This window comes from Legionella waltersii, assembly GCF_001468085.1.
GTDB lineage: Bacteria > Pseudomonadota > Gammaproteobacteria > Legionellales > Legionellaceae > Legionella > Legionella waltersii.
Genome location: NZ_LNZB01000060.1, coordinates 344,180 through 358,899 on the forward strand (window position 1 = coordinate 344,180; position 14,720 = coordinate 358,899).

Genomic DNA, 14,720 nt, shown 5'->3' on the forward strand with positions numbered 1-14,720 from the left:
GGAATAAAATGCAGAACTGTATTACTAATAGTCAATATAAACTTTTAGTCCAGGGCGCACTTTAAGCGGTAATTGTTTCAATTATTGTGCTTTCTTGCCCTTTTGCATTATCAATGAGATTACGGATTTTTCCAGCAATGAAATACAAAAATACTGCGGCTACCAATGCCCAGACCCCCAATTGATTGAAAACGTAAAGATAATCAGCATTCGTCGATAGAGGATCAATAGAATCCGTTTTCATCATCGCGTTAGAAAAATAAGTAGATAAAGAAGCTGAAACCCCAGAAACCATCATCCATGTACCCATTAAAACTCCTTGTAATTTGGGAGGGGCAATTTGTCCTATCATTGCATACCCTACTGGACCAATAAGTAACTCCGCAATGGATTGAGCCACTAAATGCAATATCACCCAATTAATGCTGCTAAAACCATGACTATCAGATAACATCACACCACAAGCTAATAAGAAGAAAGAAAGTGCTAGAAATATAAATGCCCATACAAACTGCATGGAAACAGAGAAATTAAAGCCTTTAGATTGTAATTTATTAATGACCGTTGCAGTAATTGGTGCACCCACGATGATAATTATGGCATTGATATTTAAAATCCATTGAGTTGCCAATTCATAACTTAAAATATGCTTATCAACATTATTTTTAATAAATATGGTTATACCCATGGGACCGGTGTAATAAATCATCCAGAAGATTATAGAAGTTACCGTCAGGATTAAATAAGCTTTAATTTTTTGTTTATCTGCCTTAAGCGGTTGCTTCTGTCTTAAAAAAACAATAACAAAGAACATGATAATACTTACCACCAACACCATTCCGTTACTAAAATCCGCTGAGTTAAAACAGACCATCAGGAAAGGGACAAGTAGAACAGTGCCTATTATACCTAACAAATGCTTCAGTCTCCGGCTACTACGATCTTTCAATTCCATCAAAGGTGTATTTTTATCAGCAAGATCAGCCCAACTAAAAGCCATTAAAAGTAACGTAATAATATTGATAAAGAGGCTTGCGTAAAATATTTGTTGGTATTGATTAGAATAATCATAAAACCCACTAATAATAAAACCTGCAAAAAACCCAACATTCATTGCTGAATAGCTCATAAAGAAGGCTTTATCCCGTCTATTATCATCTGGATCAAAGCGCTGAGTTAAAATAGTGTTATAACAAGTGGTATTGAGTCCACATCCCACTAAAAACAAACTTAAACCCAAATAAAGAGTTGATGCTTGGGAAAAAATCAAAAACAAAATGCCGAAGCTTTGTGTGATGGTAGTAATAAAAAATAAGGCACGGTTGCTAAGATAGCGCCCTCCCATTAATCCGCCTACCAAATGCAGTACGAAATTAAAGGCTAGAAATAGGCCAACGATACTGTTTGAAACCGTATTGGATAAACCAAGCTGTTTCGTGATATAGAGCGATAGGGACGAATAGAGAATAGCGTATGAAAATGTTGAAAAAGCTTGTATGAAATATAGCGAGGTTACTCCTTTCGGCATTCGTTGCAATGATTTAATCATTTTTTCTCCCTGGATTCCTTTTGGTGGGTGACTCTACCATTAAAATTGGCTAGTATTAAGTCTTTTCAGCATTTATCTATTTTTATAAATTGCAATAATTGTAAGTGCATTGATTTATAAGGTGTTTAGGAATGAACAGTATTCAAAAAGTTTCATGGGAAGAAATCAAGCACAAAGTAAAAACAGTTAACCCCTCTATATACCAAGTAATTGAGCAAATTACTCCTGATGATAGCATCCCATTTTTTCTTGCCAAATATGAGTTTGGTGAGCATTTTGGTGTCAAAAATCATGCTTACTTACCTACTGCTTCGGGCAAATTAGAAAAAATTGATAGCAAGCATACTGACAATGAACTTTTTAAGCACTTAGGCTATGGTAAAAATAGCCTGCCTTTAGGCATGATCCTGGATAAATATTGTGAGTGGCATTACTTTGGAGAAAATGAGCGTATATTTCCTGACTGTGTACAAGGTCCGGGCGCTATTTTCAATATGCAAGTTGTGTTTGATGAAGACAAAACTATTGATAACAACGTCTTATCGGTATCTGCCGGTGCATTATCATCATTCCTGTTACCTAATATTGGCTGCCAAAGAAAGCACGTAAGAATTCAAAAACATTATAACGTATCTGTTTCCGCACCTAAATCACCTTATGAGCACTACCAGATATTCAAAGAAATTCTGCAAGATAAGAATACTCAACCCAATTGGTATAGCCAAATTCTTTATTTTTCAGAGCAGTTTATTAAGGAAGTCAAAGACAATGATAAATGGCTTAAGTTAAAACTCTATTTTTCAGAGTCGTTGAGAAAAAAAATCACCCAAAATACTTATGATGCTTCTTGTAACGATCTGTTTTTAAGCGCAAAAAAAGTCAATCGGTTTAGACCCACCCCTTTTATTATGGATACAGCGAAGTATATCTTTAATATTTGTATGGGATCAGGCATCGGAGTTAAACCGGCTATTGATGACCAATATTTCCCAGTTCAAGCTATCCAAAAAATTTATAATCAATGTTATGGCCTTGAATATACGCCCACACTAATGGTCCCTTCTTCTTTGAGTGAAAAAAATGACAGCGTTTATTATCCATTACAATGCCCTTTTGCCAAAATAAATACTTTTAAAACAAACCAAAGTAACAGCACATTAACTGAGCTGGAAACATTGAAAAATGTTTTACTTGCCTACCAAGAAGAGTTTACAGAGGAAAATGGCGATGCTTTTGGAAGCTCGCTTTATCAAGTGAGCATGGAAACCGAATTCTCATTTTACCATTATAAATCTACAGGAAAACAAACCATAAAAAATCCATTAGAACTTTTAGAGTCTGACAAACGGTTTGCTTTCTCACACTGTAATGAAATTACCAGTTTTTCTAGTGATGCCAAGCTATTTAGAGGGTGTGTGCGACTTGTTAGATAACTTAAAATTCTGAGCATCCATTTCCAATAGATCCAGATATTTTTGACTAACACCTTGCTGGGTTATTGGGGGTATATATAGGGTTGAAACTGGGGTAACCACGGCTTGTTTTAATTCTCGGAGTTTAATCCATTCGATTCTTGGTTTCTGCGTAGGTAGAATGGCTGCTTCATAAATACATACTAACTGTTCTTCAAGATAATAATTTCGTAGGTAGTCACATAGAATATTTAGTTTTTGAGTTTGTTTTGTGTCATGCATACCCAGATTGGAAATTTGCCAAAGAATGATGTGCGCATATACATCAACTCGCCTTTCATAAATTAGCAACTCTGTTGCATCAATTGCAAAACAACCTTGGTCTCCAGGATCAACTAGTAAATCTGAAAAGAGGCAATCCATAGAGGATACTCCCGGCAATATTACTGCATTTCCTTTCTCAGCCCTGATTTTTTTTACTGCGCTTAAGGCAGATTCAGCAAAAACCGTAGGATGACCATAAAAAACCACACAAAGGTTTTTAACCCTTTGATATTCGTTAATTATATGAATAGTGATATTTTGATAAGCATCAACTCGTTTATCAAGGCTAAAATAAATTGACTCTAATGATTCAGCTTCCTTAGCCTCACGACCAATCCAATCTTTCAAGCTCTCTTCATTTACTAAATAGAGAACTTTATCGGCTTTTTGAATGACTCGTTTAGTCTCTTCCGTCAAATGAGCAATCGACTTTATTCCTGAGCCTACAACAATAAGTGTGTGCATTAATTATTTTATATTTACAATTTTGTTGGAATTGGGCTGATGAGATTGATTTAATGATAGTAATAGCTTGGTATCTGCCTTTTGCAGATCAAAACACATTTCTGAGTGCTCACCATCATTAAAATACTCATTACCTACCGATTTTTCTACTGCATCTAGTAAATTCATCCCTATTTCCTCTGTAATATTACTCCTATGGCCAATTGTATAAACAAAACGAGCAAAGGTATAGCGGTAATAAAAAAATTTGAAGAATAATTATTGCATACGAATACTCGATATGATTAAATAATTACTCGATTCGAGCATTTTTGAGATGGATATATTCAAGAAAAATGTTGATAAGTAATAAATAAGATAGGGAGTTATCATGCAAAATACCGAATTCAAGCAACAAATTTTATTTATCAGTGACCTTGAGCAGATCCTTGGTCGCGATCGGTTAACTATAAGACGTTGGTGGTTAATTGGTAAATTCCCAAGACCAGTTAAATTAAATGGTACTACCTTAGCTTGGCATATAGAAAGCATCGAACAATGGATTCATAACAATATCAAACAGGAAGAAGTAGAAACAGTCATTTAAGCGAACTTAAAATAACAGCGAACAGGTTACACTAGCCTATTTTCTTGTCATTTATATTTACTCAATTCGTTGAAATCGAGGGACCGTTTGTCCATTATGCATGACCTGCTCAAAAAACATCTGCTTAGGACGGACCCAAAGCTGATTATCTCCAAACTCATGGCAGTGGTATAGAGCTCTATACACTACCATATCCTCACATGTTTCACTATGACGGGCGTTGCCAATGATTTCATACAGGTTATTGGTTTTATAATGCCGATATGTTCCATATAAAATTGTTTCAGATAACATTTCTAAACCCTCATATGATTTACAATGGTCTTGTTCGCCAGATCATCTTCTATTAGCTTTGATAGTTGCCTATTATATTATTACTCGTTTAATCGATTTAGTGAATGTAGCCAAAACTAATCAAAAAATTTAAAAGTGTAGCCAGAAGTGTAGCCAAGAGGTGTTTCTGATGTGGGGTATATTCTTAAAACCCTTACTGGGATTGGTCGGGACGGAAGGATTTGAACCTTCGACCACTAGCACCCCATGCTAGTACGCTACCAGGCTGCGCTACGCCCCGATTGGTGAGGTATAATAACCCAAGTCTGTTTAAATAGAAAGGGTAATATACCTATGCTTCACGTTGCTTTGTTCAAACCCGAAATACCTCCAAATACCGGTAATATCATTCGTCTATGTTCGAATACAGGTGCTCAATTGCATTTGATTCATCCACTTGGTTTTACTCTAACTGATAAACAGCTTCGGCGGGCAGGATTGGATTACCATCAATGGGCTTCAATGATGCAGTACAGCAATTGGGATGACTTTTTGTCTCAACATCAGCAACGACGGATTCTCTGTTGTAGCGCGAGAGCTGAAACCACTTATACGGATCTTCAATACAACTCAGAGGATATGCTGTTGTTTGGTCCGGAATCTTGCGGACTACCAACGGAATTTCTTGAACATTACCCTTCAATCCGCATTCCTATGCGTGAGAACAACCGCAGCTTAAATTTATCCAATGCCGTAGCAATTATTTTATATGAGGCATGGAGACAAATAGGCTTTTTCTAGGGATTTTTCTTCGAATTGGGAGTCAATGTTGGCGCGTATTTTTCTTCAATATGCAGCTCCGTTTCATCATTGGATTCTGGAACCCCTGTCGTTTCATACCCAGGTACTCCATCTCCTAACAAGTCAACTTCATCACCACCCATGAATTGATTATTATCCATGTCGTTGTCTGATCCAGCCAAGCGCATCCGCTTTACAATATCCAAGGGGTCAAACACAGTATCGGGTTCTTGTTCGAATTCGGGTGTGTCGTTGTTATCCATAGGTTGATCACTTATTTCTTGAAGTTCATAGTGTAATTATAGCAAAGTAAGTTGGGTGAAAGTGTTTTAGAGATAGTTTGATGTTTTTATCCGCTCCCTCACGGTCGCGGCTCGGATACCCGGAAAAAACCGAGCTGCGACCGTGAGGGCTGAGGAATCAACTCATTTTTTAAAAGGGGCATTTATACCAAAGGTCGGGTTCTTCGCCTAATGGCGTGCCTTAAGCGGTGTCATTAAATTCTTCTACACGGTGCGCATCGGTCCGCTTGCATACGCGCGCGGCTCGGTTCCTTCTTTGCTGTCTGAATCAAATCCTATCACGGCAGGGAGTGAACCGAGCCGCGCGCGTCAGCAAGCGGATACGGAACTATCCGCTTTCACAAATGACGCTGCTTAAGGCAGCGCCATTAGGCGAAGCGCCGGACCTACGCTTACTGACCTTCAGAGAAGATGATTAGTTGGGGCACTAGAATAGGAGTCGATTCCTCAGCCGTCAGGGAGCAGATAAAAAAAGACAGCAAGCCACGAGTGGGAACAGACCCCAGTGGAGTCCCTCCCCGTTTCGATAAGTAATGGAGCTGATACATAGATAAAGAATGTATAATCCCGCTCTCTTTGATTCTTAACGCATTTTCCTATACCCTGTTGCCTTAATTAATGGAATCCAAGGAGGATGTAATGCGTTGTAATTGGAAGTTAATTTTTGGTTCATTACTGTGTTTTTCTATACAGTCTACCTCTCTAGCTCAATTGCCAGTTGATTATCAAGAGTTGACTGCTGTTGAAAAACAAGACTTACTTTGGAGTGAAATCACTAAAAGTAACGCAGAAAACCCTTTACCTGATATCACAGCCAATAGCTTTCAATCCGTGTATGAAAAGCTTAAAGGTCTCTTCAATCTGAGTCCAACATTTGACCATGCTAGTGATGAGGTTCCAGAAGGTCGTACCAAAATTCTTCATGCTAATGGCTCTGTGGGTAAAGTAGCCTTCATTCCCACAAGCGAACATCCCTTCACTGGAATATATAAAACGGGTGGAATTGGATTAGCTAGGCTATCTCTCGCTATGCCTGCGAGCGAAAATAGTTATATTCCTGGAATGGCTGTCAAATTTTTAATAAATAATCACCCCTCTTTGAATTTACATGTGATGAATGCCTTGGAAGGACAAGAATGGAATTGGAACTACTTTGCTAAAGACTTCTCTAACCAAGTCGCCCATCCCAATGGTTGGGTTCTCTCAGCCATAGAAAAAATATTTGAGTGGACCCATGATCCTGCAAATCGATTACCTCTAGTTCATTTGGCTGCCTGGAACACTGATGGAAAACCCGCTGGAATTCCTGTCTACCCAGAGCGCATTTATTTTAAACCCGCTGCTGCAGTAAAAGACATCATTTCTGAGAGTTCTCGAGATGATTTCAGAGTCTCTTTCGCTAAAGTGCCATTTGGTCCTCTGTATGAAGTGTATGGTTTATACCTAGGAAATGAATACCATATTGGTACTCTTATGTTAGAAAGCCAAATTCTGGCTTCAGAATATGGTGATAAGGTGTTGTTTTTCCAACATCAGAAATAAGAATGCTGGAGAGATGGGGACGGCCCCTGAGAAATCGACTTCTATTCTAGTGCCCCAACGAATCTCTTCTCTGATGGTCAGTAAGCGTAGGTCCGGCGCTTCGCCGAATTGGGCTGCCTTAAGCAGCGTCATTCGTGAAAGCGGATAGTTCCGTATCCGCTTGCTGACGCGCGCGGCTCGGTTCACTCCCTGCCGTGACTAGGATTTGATTTAGACAGCAAAGAAGGAACCGAGCCGCGCGCGTCAGCAAGCGGACCGATGCAGGCCGGATAGATGAACCTAATGACACCGCCTAAAGCAGCCCCATTAGGCGCTTCGCCCGACCTTTGGTATAAATGCCCCTTTTAAAAAATGAATCGATTCCTCAGGGACGGACCCCACTGGGGTCCGTCACCTTGCTAGAGTTGTTTTGATATCAACGATTATCAGCAAGCTCCACTTTAATGTAGGGATTTTCATAACCAACAATGCTTGCTACCTGTGATGCCCAGGCTAATTCCCAAAAGTCTGGAGGAAATTGATGGCTCCATTGCACAAATAATGCTCGCTGCTCTGGGCTTAATTCAACATGATACCTGTCCGCCATAAACAAATTAGCCCTAGCAACAACTCCCTTAGCTCGATCAGGTGGCTCTGCTAATCGTTTCTCTTTGTCAGCTTCGAATTCACAACCATAGTAGCCTCTTTTATTTTCTAAAATCGCAAATTGAAAATTAGATCGCTCTTGATTTACAGAACCAACTGCAGGCCAAAGGTTGTATAGCTCAGCTTCTTTTCGGCGGAACTCAGGGTCGATTTTATTGCAGCATTTACGTCCTTTGTAAGCTTTACCCGTTTCTTCGTAGACACATAACTTCTCTGTCCAACACTGGTGGTAACGACCAAAATGCTCGGCTGGCATCATATGTTCCCATTCAATACGATTGGCTCGAGTTATTGGGGCTGCTGTCATCATATTACAACTGGCTAAATTGATTTGCTTGTCCCTATCGTATTCACAACCACAATAAAGAGTCACTTTATGCTCGCTGAATAATTCAAACGCTATTTTTTTAGCAGTATTAAAGGTTAGAGGTGGAGAAGCAACACTTATCGCAAACGGCAGGATAAGAAGAAGAAAACCTAATTGAACTCGTTGTAACACGGTGGTAATCATGGCAATGTCCTCCTTATGCATCAATTAAAATCTCAAAAGATTTAATCTCGCTTGGAGGTCGGAGGCCTGCAGTACAACTTGTTGGACTAAAAACGCTTTAAAGCGTAATCAGAATCTCAACAGCAGAACGCCCTGATTACAACCCTTTATTTCAACCATCATTAAAGGGTCGTTTTCTGTTCAGAACAATAAGCCCTGAAAACAGACCTTAAAATAATAAAAAAAGTATGGGTATTTAACAAGTAGTGCGTTAAATGAAGGCATTGATAGGATATTTGTAATTGATTGACTTGAATTAACACAATTATTGCTTTCTGTTTAATTATTGTGTTATCAATAAGGGCAAAAAAGCTCTCTATTTGTTTAATAATTAGAGCTTTTTTGCAATAAAATTAAAAAATTATTTCTATAATTGCGTTTTAAGTCTTTGCGCTACTTGTTTTGAATGCGAAATTTGTACAAAACGATTGCAGCTGTTCAACTCAGCGTATTGCAACGAATAAACGGCATTATCCAGTTCGTCTTTTGCTGCGTCATAAACATCATCTACAATCCAATCAGCTGCGACGTCGATCTGCATAGAAGCCAGTGCCAATTTTTCTGCACAGGATTTTTTCTGTTGACTAGAAACCAATGAAGCCACCGTCATGGATAAATCTCGACATTCTTGAATGAGGGTTTCTTTATTTGGAAGTGAAGAGGCAAAGCAATTAATAGTAAGAACTGATATGCATACGATTAATACATTCTTAAATTTCATGTTCAGCATATTTAACTCCTGTAATTGTCCAAAATCTGTTTTAAAACATCCTTCTAAAACAGTTCACTGATCAATCCCATTTGATCAATTGCTTTTGTGCATCGCTTTATCCTAAAGAAAGACACAAAAATACTCATTGAGTACCTTTGTTCAATGAACAAAGGTCTCAAATTGAAGTCGGCAAGCTTCTATTCATTTAAAACTAATGGTTTCCAGACCTAACTCGATAAAAGCAGAAACTCTTTAACCAAAAGCATTAATCCCTGTTATATGTCTTCCTAATACCAGGGTATGGACATTATCTGTACCTTCATAAGTAAAGACTGATTCCAAATTGAGCATATGTCGAATGACATGATACTCCAAACTTATTCCATTACCGCCCAATAGATTCCTACATTTTCTAGCAATTTTCAATGCCTCACGACAAGCATTTCCTTTTGCTAAAGAGATCATCGTTGGAGTATCTCGATGTTCATCTTTCAAACGACCAATCTGTAAGTTAAGGCATTGTGCTTTCACAATTTCTGTATACATATCAGCCAAATCTTTTTGAATCAACTGAAAGGAGGCCAATGGCTGCGCAAATTGTTTGCGTTCAAGGGTGTAATCTCGAGCAATATCAAAGCAAGCCATAGCGGCTCCCATCGCTCCCCATGCAATTCCGTAACGAGCTTGGCTTAAACAGCTTAAGGGGGCTCCCAATCCTTTTTCGCTTCCAGGCAGTAAATGATCATCTGGAACAAACACATTGTCAAAAACCAACTCCCCAGTTATTGAGGCACGCAAAGACATTTTCAATTTAATTTCGGGGCAACTCATCCCTTTGGCTTTAGTATCGACAATAAACCCACGAATACCTGCGTCTGTTTTAGCCCAAACAATGGCGAGGTCAGCAATAGGAGCATTAGTAATCCACATTTTTGCTCCATTTAAAATCCAACCACCTTCTACTTTTTTTGCATTGGTTCTCATGCTTGCTGGATCAGAGCCAGAATCGGGCTCGGTTAAACCAAAACAACCAATCACTTCACCTGCGGCCATGGCTGGAAGATATTGCTTGCGCTGCTCTTCAGTTCCAAATTTAAAAATAGGGTACATGCACAAGGAGCTTTGTACGGATACAAAACTACGTAACCCACTATCTCCTCGCTCCAGCTCTTGGCAGACTAGCCCGTAGGCTACGTAAGACGCTTCTGATCCACCGTATTCTGCGGGTAAAGTTAATCCCAAAAGACCTAAGTCGGCAGACTTTTTAATAAGCTCTTTAGGAAAATGGGCTTGCTCATAGGATTCAGCCATCAAAGGTATTACGTCATTGCTAACAAAGCGCGCAACACTGTTTCTTATCATGCGCTCGTCATCATGCAATTGTTCATCAAGAAATAACAAGTCGTCCACTTTCCTTCTCCCTTTTTTCTGACTGTAATGCGATTACCGCTTCTATAATACTTTCTTGGCTAGGTAGCAAAAACTGCCAAGCCGTTCCCAATGGAATGAAACAATCTTTACCGGTGATTCGTCTGACTTTTAAGCGAGATGAGGCCTCTTCCATTAATAAGGTCATCAAACCCTCACTCACTGAACCACTTTGTCGACCTTCATCAACAATTAAAACGCGTTTTGCTTTGTGTATTTCCCGTAATATCGCTTCTTTGGGCAATGGACAAAGCCAACGTAAATCCACAAGTTTAACCGAAATACCATGCACTTCTTTCAATACTTTCTCAGCTTGGCGGGATAAATAATAACCATTTCCATAGGTTAAAATAACCGTATCTCCCTCTCCAAATACCCCAACGTCTCCAGGTGCAATCATTTCATCTGGGGCTGGGTATTCAAAAAGCCATCCATTATCACCCGGGCTATGCAAATCTTTGGTCATGTATAATGCAATAGGCTCAAGAAACACCACAACCCGACCGTCTTTATACGCTAATTGAACGCACGTTCGCAACATTTTTGCCGCATCCGGTCCATTGGAAGGACAAGCAACGATGACACCCGGCAAATCCCTCAGAACAGCGATTGAATTGTCATTATGGAAATGACCACCGAAACCCTTTTGATACGCTAACGATGCAATACGTAGGACCATGGGGTTTTGGTATTGGCCGCTCGAGAAAAAGGACAAGGTAGATGCCTCACCGCGCAACTGATCCTCGGCATTATGCAAGTACGCTAAAAACTGTATCTCTGGAATTGGAATAAATCCATTGTGTGCCATACCGATAGCAGTACCTAGAATCGTTGTTTCGTCCAAAAGCGTATCAAATACCCGACGCTGACCAAACCGCGACTGCAGGTCAGCCGTAACCCGGTACACGCCCCCTTTTTTACCCACGTCTTCGCCAAACACTAACAGATTTGGATATTGCATCATTAAGTCTGTCAAAGCAAAGTTAATGTTCTGACATAAGTTTCGTTTTTGGCTAAGTTGTTGGTAAGCTGAAGCAAATATCTTCTTTCTATACTCTTCATCAGGAATTGCCAGCTCTGGTTTGTTTTCAGGGATTGGTATCAATGAAGACATCACTTCATCAGCACTGCCCATACGAGCTTCTCGGATGGCTTCTACTGCTTTTGCTTCAATCAGTGAACGATTATCTTGATAGAGATCCACCATCGCCTGCAGCGTCATCCAGCCTTCAGAATGTAAAATTCTTGCCGTATGCAGCAATGGATCATTGGCTTCTCGTTGTTCAATTTCAGCTTGCGTACTGTACTGTGATTCAATGTCAGAACCTGCATGCCCAAGCAAACGCACACAGTGCATGTGTAAAAACACGGGTTGTTTTTTAGTACGCGCCAAATACTCGGCTTCCTGTGCTTTGGCATACACATCTGCGATATTTAAGCCATCGCAAGAAATATAATGTAGGCCAGGACGTGCACTAATAGAGTTTTCAATCCAATTGGTTGGAGTTGGCACTGAAATTCCAATTCCATTGTCTTCGCACACAAAGACCATTGGCAACGGGTATTGTTGTTGCGTTATCCAAGAGCATGCATTCAAAGTAGCCTGGCTTGAAGCATGATTCGTGGAGGCATCCCCAAAAGAACATAAAATGACTGAGTTAGAATCCAGTTTGCTGGCAATATTCAGTTCTTTCGCACGAGTAATGGACAAGGCTGCACCTAATGATTTAGGCAAATGCGATGCAATTGTCGATGTTTGGGGGGGAATATGTAATGGAACACTCCCAAAGACTTTATGTCTTCCACCAGAAATGGGATCACAGGCTGCAGCGACCAATGAAAGCAGTATGTCCTTCACACCATCCATTCCTGACAACTGCTTGGAGCGTTGGATAAAGAAAGCCCCGCTTCTGTAATGAAGAAAGGCCATGTCCGTACTTTTAAATACCTGCCCAAGCACTGCATTCCCTTCATGACCACTACTTCCTATCGTATAAAAGGATAGGCCCTTTTCTTTCAACTGCCTGGCAATAATATCCAATAAACGGGATTTAATTTGTGAGTCAAACAGCTCGATGGCTGTTTTTTTATCCAATTCTGCAGTATCAGGACTCATACTGCTCTTAGGCGTAGGGAAATCTCCCTGCAATACTCGATTAAGAAATTGCTCGTCCACAACGCTGGCTCTATCTAACATCACCACACCCTTTTCTGACCAGATTAATCGCTTCTCTGGTTTCCTTTCCTCATGAATTATAAAGAAATTTACAATTCTGCCGATAATTAAAAATGAAGAGTATATACTTATTAACCAGGTTGGGAAACTGTTAGCAAGTCCCAGAACAAGGAAATTTGCATGGCTGTTGAGATGGGCCGTTTAGACAATGTTAAACTGACGCCGGGTCAAGAAATTAAACTCATCAAACCGGCAACAGAGCTCTATGTCGGGCAAATCCTCAAAACAGTCGTTATCGCCTCTCTAAGCCAAGATCAAGTCCTTATTAACATCAATGGCCAACACCTCAATGCCAGAACTCCACATCACTTTTCACCAGGTGAGTTATTGGAAGTCAAGGTCATTGCTAATCAGGAAGAAACCGTTTTACAAGTGCAAAAGCCCCTTGCCCCCTCCTCTGTTTTGCAAAATGCATTGGTTGAATACCTGCCCAAACAGGCTCCCCCAAATAACCTATTGCAAGCTTTGGCTCAAATTGCCAATAACAACAACTTGCCTGGTCCCGTGAATCAAAGCATCCATGCCATATTGGCCAATGTAACCACACTATCCCAGTTGCCCACCCAGCTTGTACAGGCTATTCAACAAAGCGGGGTATTTCTAGAATCACACCTACTTGAAACACAAAAAATGCAATCACCGCGTTACTTGAGAGGTGATTTAAAAGGTCTTTATTTTAAACTGCTGAGTCAATTGCAAGTTGACGGCCATGAAACAAAGCAATCCATTAACCCAGATCATCTTGAATCTAGATTTATAAATAATGAACCATTACCGCTTCCAGGAGCGATCCCCCAACCCATACAGAACCAATCCATTATTAGTCTATTGGAGTTATCCTCTGAGAAAATTCAGCATATTTTACGTGAGGAAACCAGCCATGTACTAGCAAGAGTGAATGCCAATCAAATTAATCACTTAAAGCAAGACCAACAAGATGCTTATGTCATGATGTTGGACATCCCATTGCAAACAGAAGATCGTATTGATGTGATTCCACTGATGATAAAACAACACAAAGCCGAGCCCATGCAAATCTCCAAATGGTCTATCTCGTTTGCTGTCAATTTACCAACCCTTGGAAAAATGCAGGCAACCGTGTCCATTTATGCAAAAGACATCGATGTAAAAATTAATGCGGAAAGCCCAGCGACAATGCACATCATGAATCAATTTAATGATGAGCTAAAACAAGTTCTCTTAGAAGCGGGTTTATACCTGCGAAATTGGTCATTACAAGTGGGTTTAGAGGAAAATCATATTGACACCTCTAACTTACACTTATTGGACATCAAAATATGAAAAAAAAGAAAACTCGCGCAATTGCCCTGCGTTACGATGGAACATCGGCTCCAAGAGTTACGGCCAAAGGGGAAGGCAATATTGCCAAGCAAATTATTAAAACAGCAAAAGAGCATGATATCCCCATTCAACAGAATGAGGAATTAACCGCTCTGTTATCCAAAGTTCGACTCAACGAAGAGATTCCTAGGGCGCTGTATACAGCAGTTGCCCAGATTCTTGCTTTTATTTACTACGTGGAGGGAAAACAACCTAAAAAAGGATGAGTTCAGGACCGACTAAAATGCCAGATCTCTTCGTTAATACTTTTTTTTGCCTTAGGGTTTTTAGTAAGTCCGAAGCAACTATTCTCCTTAATGACTCAATATCAATCCGAACGACGACCATTACTCAATATCAAACCGAACGACGACCATTGCTCAATATCAAACCGACCCACGACCGTTACTCAATATCAAACCGAACCACGACCATTGCTCAATATCAAACCGAACCACGACCATTGCTCAATATCAAACCGAACGACGACCATTGCTCAATATCAAACCGACCCACGACCGTTACTCAATATCAAACCGAACCACGACCATTGC

The 14,720-nt window shown here is 39.9% G+C and carries 16 protein-coding genes and 1 tRNA gene; 7 read left to right on the forward strand and 10 right to left on the reverse strand.

Features of this window, described 5'->3' with window-relative positions; genetic code table 11:
- Positions 1-61: 61 nt before the first annotated feature.
- Complete coding sequence (locus Lwal_RS14740) at positions 62-1,549, reverse strand: peptide MFS transporter (RefSeq protein WP_058481561.1); 1,488 nt, start codon at positions 1,547-1,549, stop codon at positions 62-64.
- A 131-nt stretch (positions 1,550-1,680) separates the two neighbouring features.
- Here Lwal_RS14740 and Lwal_RS14745 point away from each other — a divergent pair, with 131 nt between their 5' ends.
- Positions 1,681-2,982 (forward strand): hypothetical protein, encoded by a 1,302-nt coding sequence (locus tag Lwal_RS14745; RefSeq protein WP_058481562.1) that lies wholly within the window; start codon positions 1,681-1,683, stop codon positions 2,980-2,982.
- Here the strand turns inward: Lwal_RS14745 and Lwal_RS14750 are convergent.
- Together Lwal_RS14750 and Lwal_RS17455 are read right to left on the reverse strand one after the other, a co-directional pair.
- The gene (locus tag Lwal_RS14750; protein WP_058481563.1) at positions 2,950-3,750 is read right to left on the reverse strand and encodes an SAM-dependent methyltransferase; all 801 of its coding nucleotides are present in this window, start codon (positions 3,748-3,750) and stop codon (positions 2,950-2,952) included. The two genes, Lwal_RS14745 and Lwal_RS14750, sit on opposite strands and share 33 nt — an antisense overlap.
- A 3-nt stretch (positions 3,751-3,753) precedes the next feature.
- Positions 3,754-3,918: a hypothetical protein gene (locus Lwal_RS17455; RefSeq protein WP_157066289.1), complete on the reverse strand. Its 165-nt coding sequence runs from the start codon at positions 3,916-3,918 to the stop codon at positions 3,754-3,756.
- A 202-nt stretch (positions 3,919-4,120) separates the two neighbouring features.
- Here Lwal_RS17455 and Lwal_RS14755 point away from each other — a divergent pair, with 202 nt between their 5' ends.
- The gene (locus tag Lwal_RS14755) at positions 4,121-4,336 is read left to right on the forward strand and encodes a helix-turn-helix transcriptional regulator (RefSeq protein ID WP_058481564.1); all 216 of its coding nucleotides are present in this window, start codon (positions 4,121-4,123) and stop codon (positions 4,334-4,336) included.
- Positions 4,337-4,393: 57 nt separating this feature from the next.
- On the opposite strand, the gene Lwal_RS14760 is transcribed toward Lwal_RS14755, so the two are convergent.
- Both Lwal_RS14760 and Lwal_RS14765 read right to left on the reverse strand, forming a co-directional pair.
- Positions 4,394-4,630 carry a DUF1653 domain-containing protein gene (locus Lwal_RS14760; RefSeq protein ID WP_058481565.1) on the reverse strand — a complete coding sequence of 79 codons (237 nt, stop codon included), beginning with the start codon at positions 4,628-4,630 and terminating at the stop codon, positions 4,394-4,396.
- 203 nt (positions 4,631-4,833) lie between these two features.
- A tRNA-Pro gene (locus Lwal_RS14765) sits at positions 4,834-4,910 on the reverse strand.
- Positions 4,911-4,963: 53 nt separating this feature from the next.
- Between Lwal_RS14765 and Lwal_RS14770 the strand changes: the two genes are divergently transcribed.
- Entirely contained in the window at positions 4,964-5,410 is a 447-nt protein-coding gene (locus Lwal_RS14770; protein ID WP_058481566.1) for a tRNA (cytidine(34)-2'-O)-methyltransferase, read from the forward strand.
- Here the strand turns inward: Lwal_RS14770 and Lwal_RS14775 are convergent.
- Entirely contained in the window at positions 5,407-5,673 is a 267-nt protein-coding gene (locus Lwal_RS14775) for a hypothetical protein (protein ID WP_058481567.1), read from the reverse strand. The genes Lwal_RS14770 and Lwal_RS14775 overlap by 4 nt on opposite strands.
- A gap of 678 nt (positions 5,674-6,351) precedes the next feature.
- On the opposite strand from Lwal_RS14775, the gene Lwal_RS14780 reads away from it, so the two are divergent.
- Complete coding sequence (locus Lwal_RS14780; protein WP_095197603.1) at positions 6,352-7,254, forward strand: hypothetical protein; 903 nt, start codon at positions 6,352-6,354, stop codon at positions 7,252-7,254.
- Positions 7,255-7,669: 415 nt separating this feature from the next.
- Here Lwal_RS14780 and Lwal_RS14785 read toward each other — a convergent pair whose 3' ends face one another.
- The 4 genes from Lwal_RS14785 to Lwal_RS14800 all read right to left on the reverse strand — a co-directional run bounded on the left by Lwal_RS14785 (position 7,670) and on the right by Lwal_RS14800 (position 12,786).
- Positions 7,670-8,410: an endonuclease gene (locus Lwal_RS14785; protein WP_058481569.1), complete on the reverse strand. Its 741-nt coding sequence runs from the start codon at positions 8,408-8,410 to the stop codon at positions 7,670-7,672.
- A 406-nt stretch (positions 8,411-8,816) separates the two neighbouring features.
- Positions 8,817-9,179, reverse strand: coding sequence for a hypothetical protein (locus Lwal_RS14790; protein ID WP_058481570.1), 363 nt, complete (start codon positions 9,177-9,179; stop codon positions 8,817-8,819).
- 234 nt (positions 9,180-9,413) lie between these two features.
- The gene (locus tag Lwal_RS14795; RefSeq protein ID WP_058481571.1) at positions 9,414-10,571 is read right to left on the reverse strand and encodes an acyl-CoA dehydrogenase family protein; all 1,158 of its coding nucleotides are present in this window, start codon (positions 10,569-10,571) and stop codon (positions 9,414-9,416) included.
- Positions 10,549-12,786, reverse strand: a complete 2,238-nt coding sequence (locus Lwal_RS14800; RefSeq protein ID WP_058481572.1) for a dehydrogenase E1 component subunit alpha/beta — start codon at positions 12,784-12,786, stop codon at positions 10,549-10,551. The genes Lwal_RS14795 and Lwal_RS14800 overlap by 23 nt, the downstream gene beginning before the upstream one ends.
- A gap of 159 nt (positions 12,787-12,945) precedes the next feature.
- Between Lwal_RS14800 and fliK the strand changes: the two genes are divergently transcribed.
- The 3 genes from fliK to Lwal_RS17965 all read left to right on the forward strand — a co-directional run.
- Positions 12,946-14,127, forward strand: a complete 1,182-nt coding sequence (gene fliK, locus Lwal_RS14805) for a flagellar hook-length control protein FliK (RefSeq protein WP_058481573.1) — start codon at positions 12,946-12,948, stop codon at positions 14,125-14,127.
- Positions 14,124-14,393: an EscU/YscU/HrcU family type III secretion system export apparatus switch protein gene (locus Lwal_RS14810; RefSeq protein WP_058481574.1), complete on the forward strand. Its 270-nt coding sequence runs from the start codon at positions 14,124-14,126 to the stop codon at positions 14,391-14,393. Before fliK ends, Lwal_RS14810 begins: the two co-directional genes overlap by 4 nt.
- Positions 14,394-14,410: 17 nt before the next feature.
- Positions 14,411-14,720, forward strand: a 310-nt coding sequence (locus Lwal_RS17965) for a hypothetical protein (RefSeq protein WP_238584293.1), incomplete at its 3' end; no start/stop codon positions are given.

Excerpts from the sequence above, each read along its gene's own strand:
- Lwal_RS14785 (WP_058481569.1), bottom strand. The coding sequence starts at position 8,410 with ATGATTACCACCGTGTTACAACGAGTTCAATTAGGTTTTCTTCTTCTT.
- Lwal_RS14770 (WP_058481566.1), top strand. The coding sequence starts at position 4,964 with ATGCTTCACGTTGCTTTGTTCAAACCCGAAATACCTCCAAATACCGGT.
- Lwal_RS14745 (WP_058481562.1), top strand. The coding sequence starts at position 1,681 with ATGAACAGTATTCAAAAAGTTTCATGGGAAGAAATCAAGCACAAAGTA.
- Lwal_RS14810 (WP_058481574.1), top strand. The coding sequence starts at position 14,124 with ATGAAAAAAAAGAAAACTCGCGCAATTGCCCTGCGTTACGATGGAACA.
- Lwal_RS14760 (WP_058481565.1), bottom strand. The coding sequence starts at position 4,630 with ATGTTATCTGAAACAATTTTATATGGAACATATCGGCATTATAAAACC.
- Lwal_RS14740 (WP_058481561.1), bottom strand. The coding sequence starts at position 1,549 with ATGATTAAATCATTGCAACGAATGCCGAAAGGAGTAACCTCGCTATAT.
- Lwal_RS17455 (WP_157066289.1), bottom strand. The coding sequence starts at position 3,918 with ATGAATTTACTAGATGCAGTAGAAAAATCGGTAGGTAATGAGTATTTT.
- Lwal_RS14800 (WP_058481572.1), bottom strand. The coding sequence starts at position 12,786 with ATGTTAGATAGAGCCAGCGTTGTGGACGAGCAATTTCTTAATCGAGTA.
- Lwal_RS14775 (WP_058481567.1), bottom strand. The coding sequence starts at position 5,673 with ATGGATAACAACGACACACCCGAATTCGAACAAGAACCCGATACTGTG.
- Lwal_RS14780 (WP_095197603.1), top strand. The coding sequence starts at position 6,352 with ATGCGTTGTAATTGGAAGTTAATTTTTGGTTCATTACTGTGTTTTTCT.
- Lwal_RS14750 (WP_058481563.1), bottom strand. The coding sequence starts at position 3,750 with ATGCACACACTTATTGTTGTAGGCTCAGGAATAAAGTCGATTGCTCAT.
- Lwal_RS14790 (WP_058481570.1), bottom strand. The coding sequence starts at position 9,179 with ATGCTGAACATGAAATTTAAGAATGTATTAATCGTATGCATATCAGTT.
- Lwal_RS14755 (WP_058481564.1), top strand. The coding sequence starts at position 4,121 with ATGCAAAATACCGAATTCAAGCAACAAATTTTATTTATCAGTGACCTT.
- fliK (WP_058481573.1), top strand. The coding sequence starts at position 12,946 with ATGGCTGTTGAGATGGGCCGTTTAGACAATGTTAAACTGACGCCGGGT.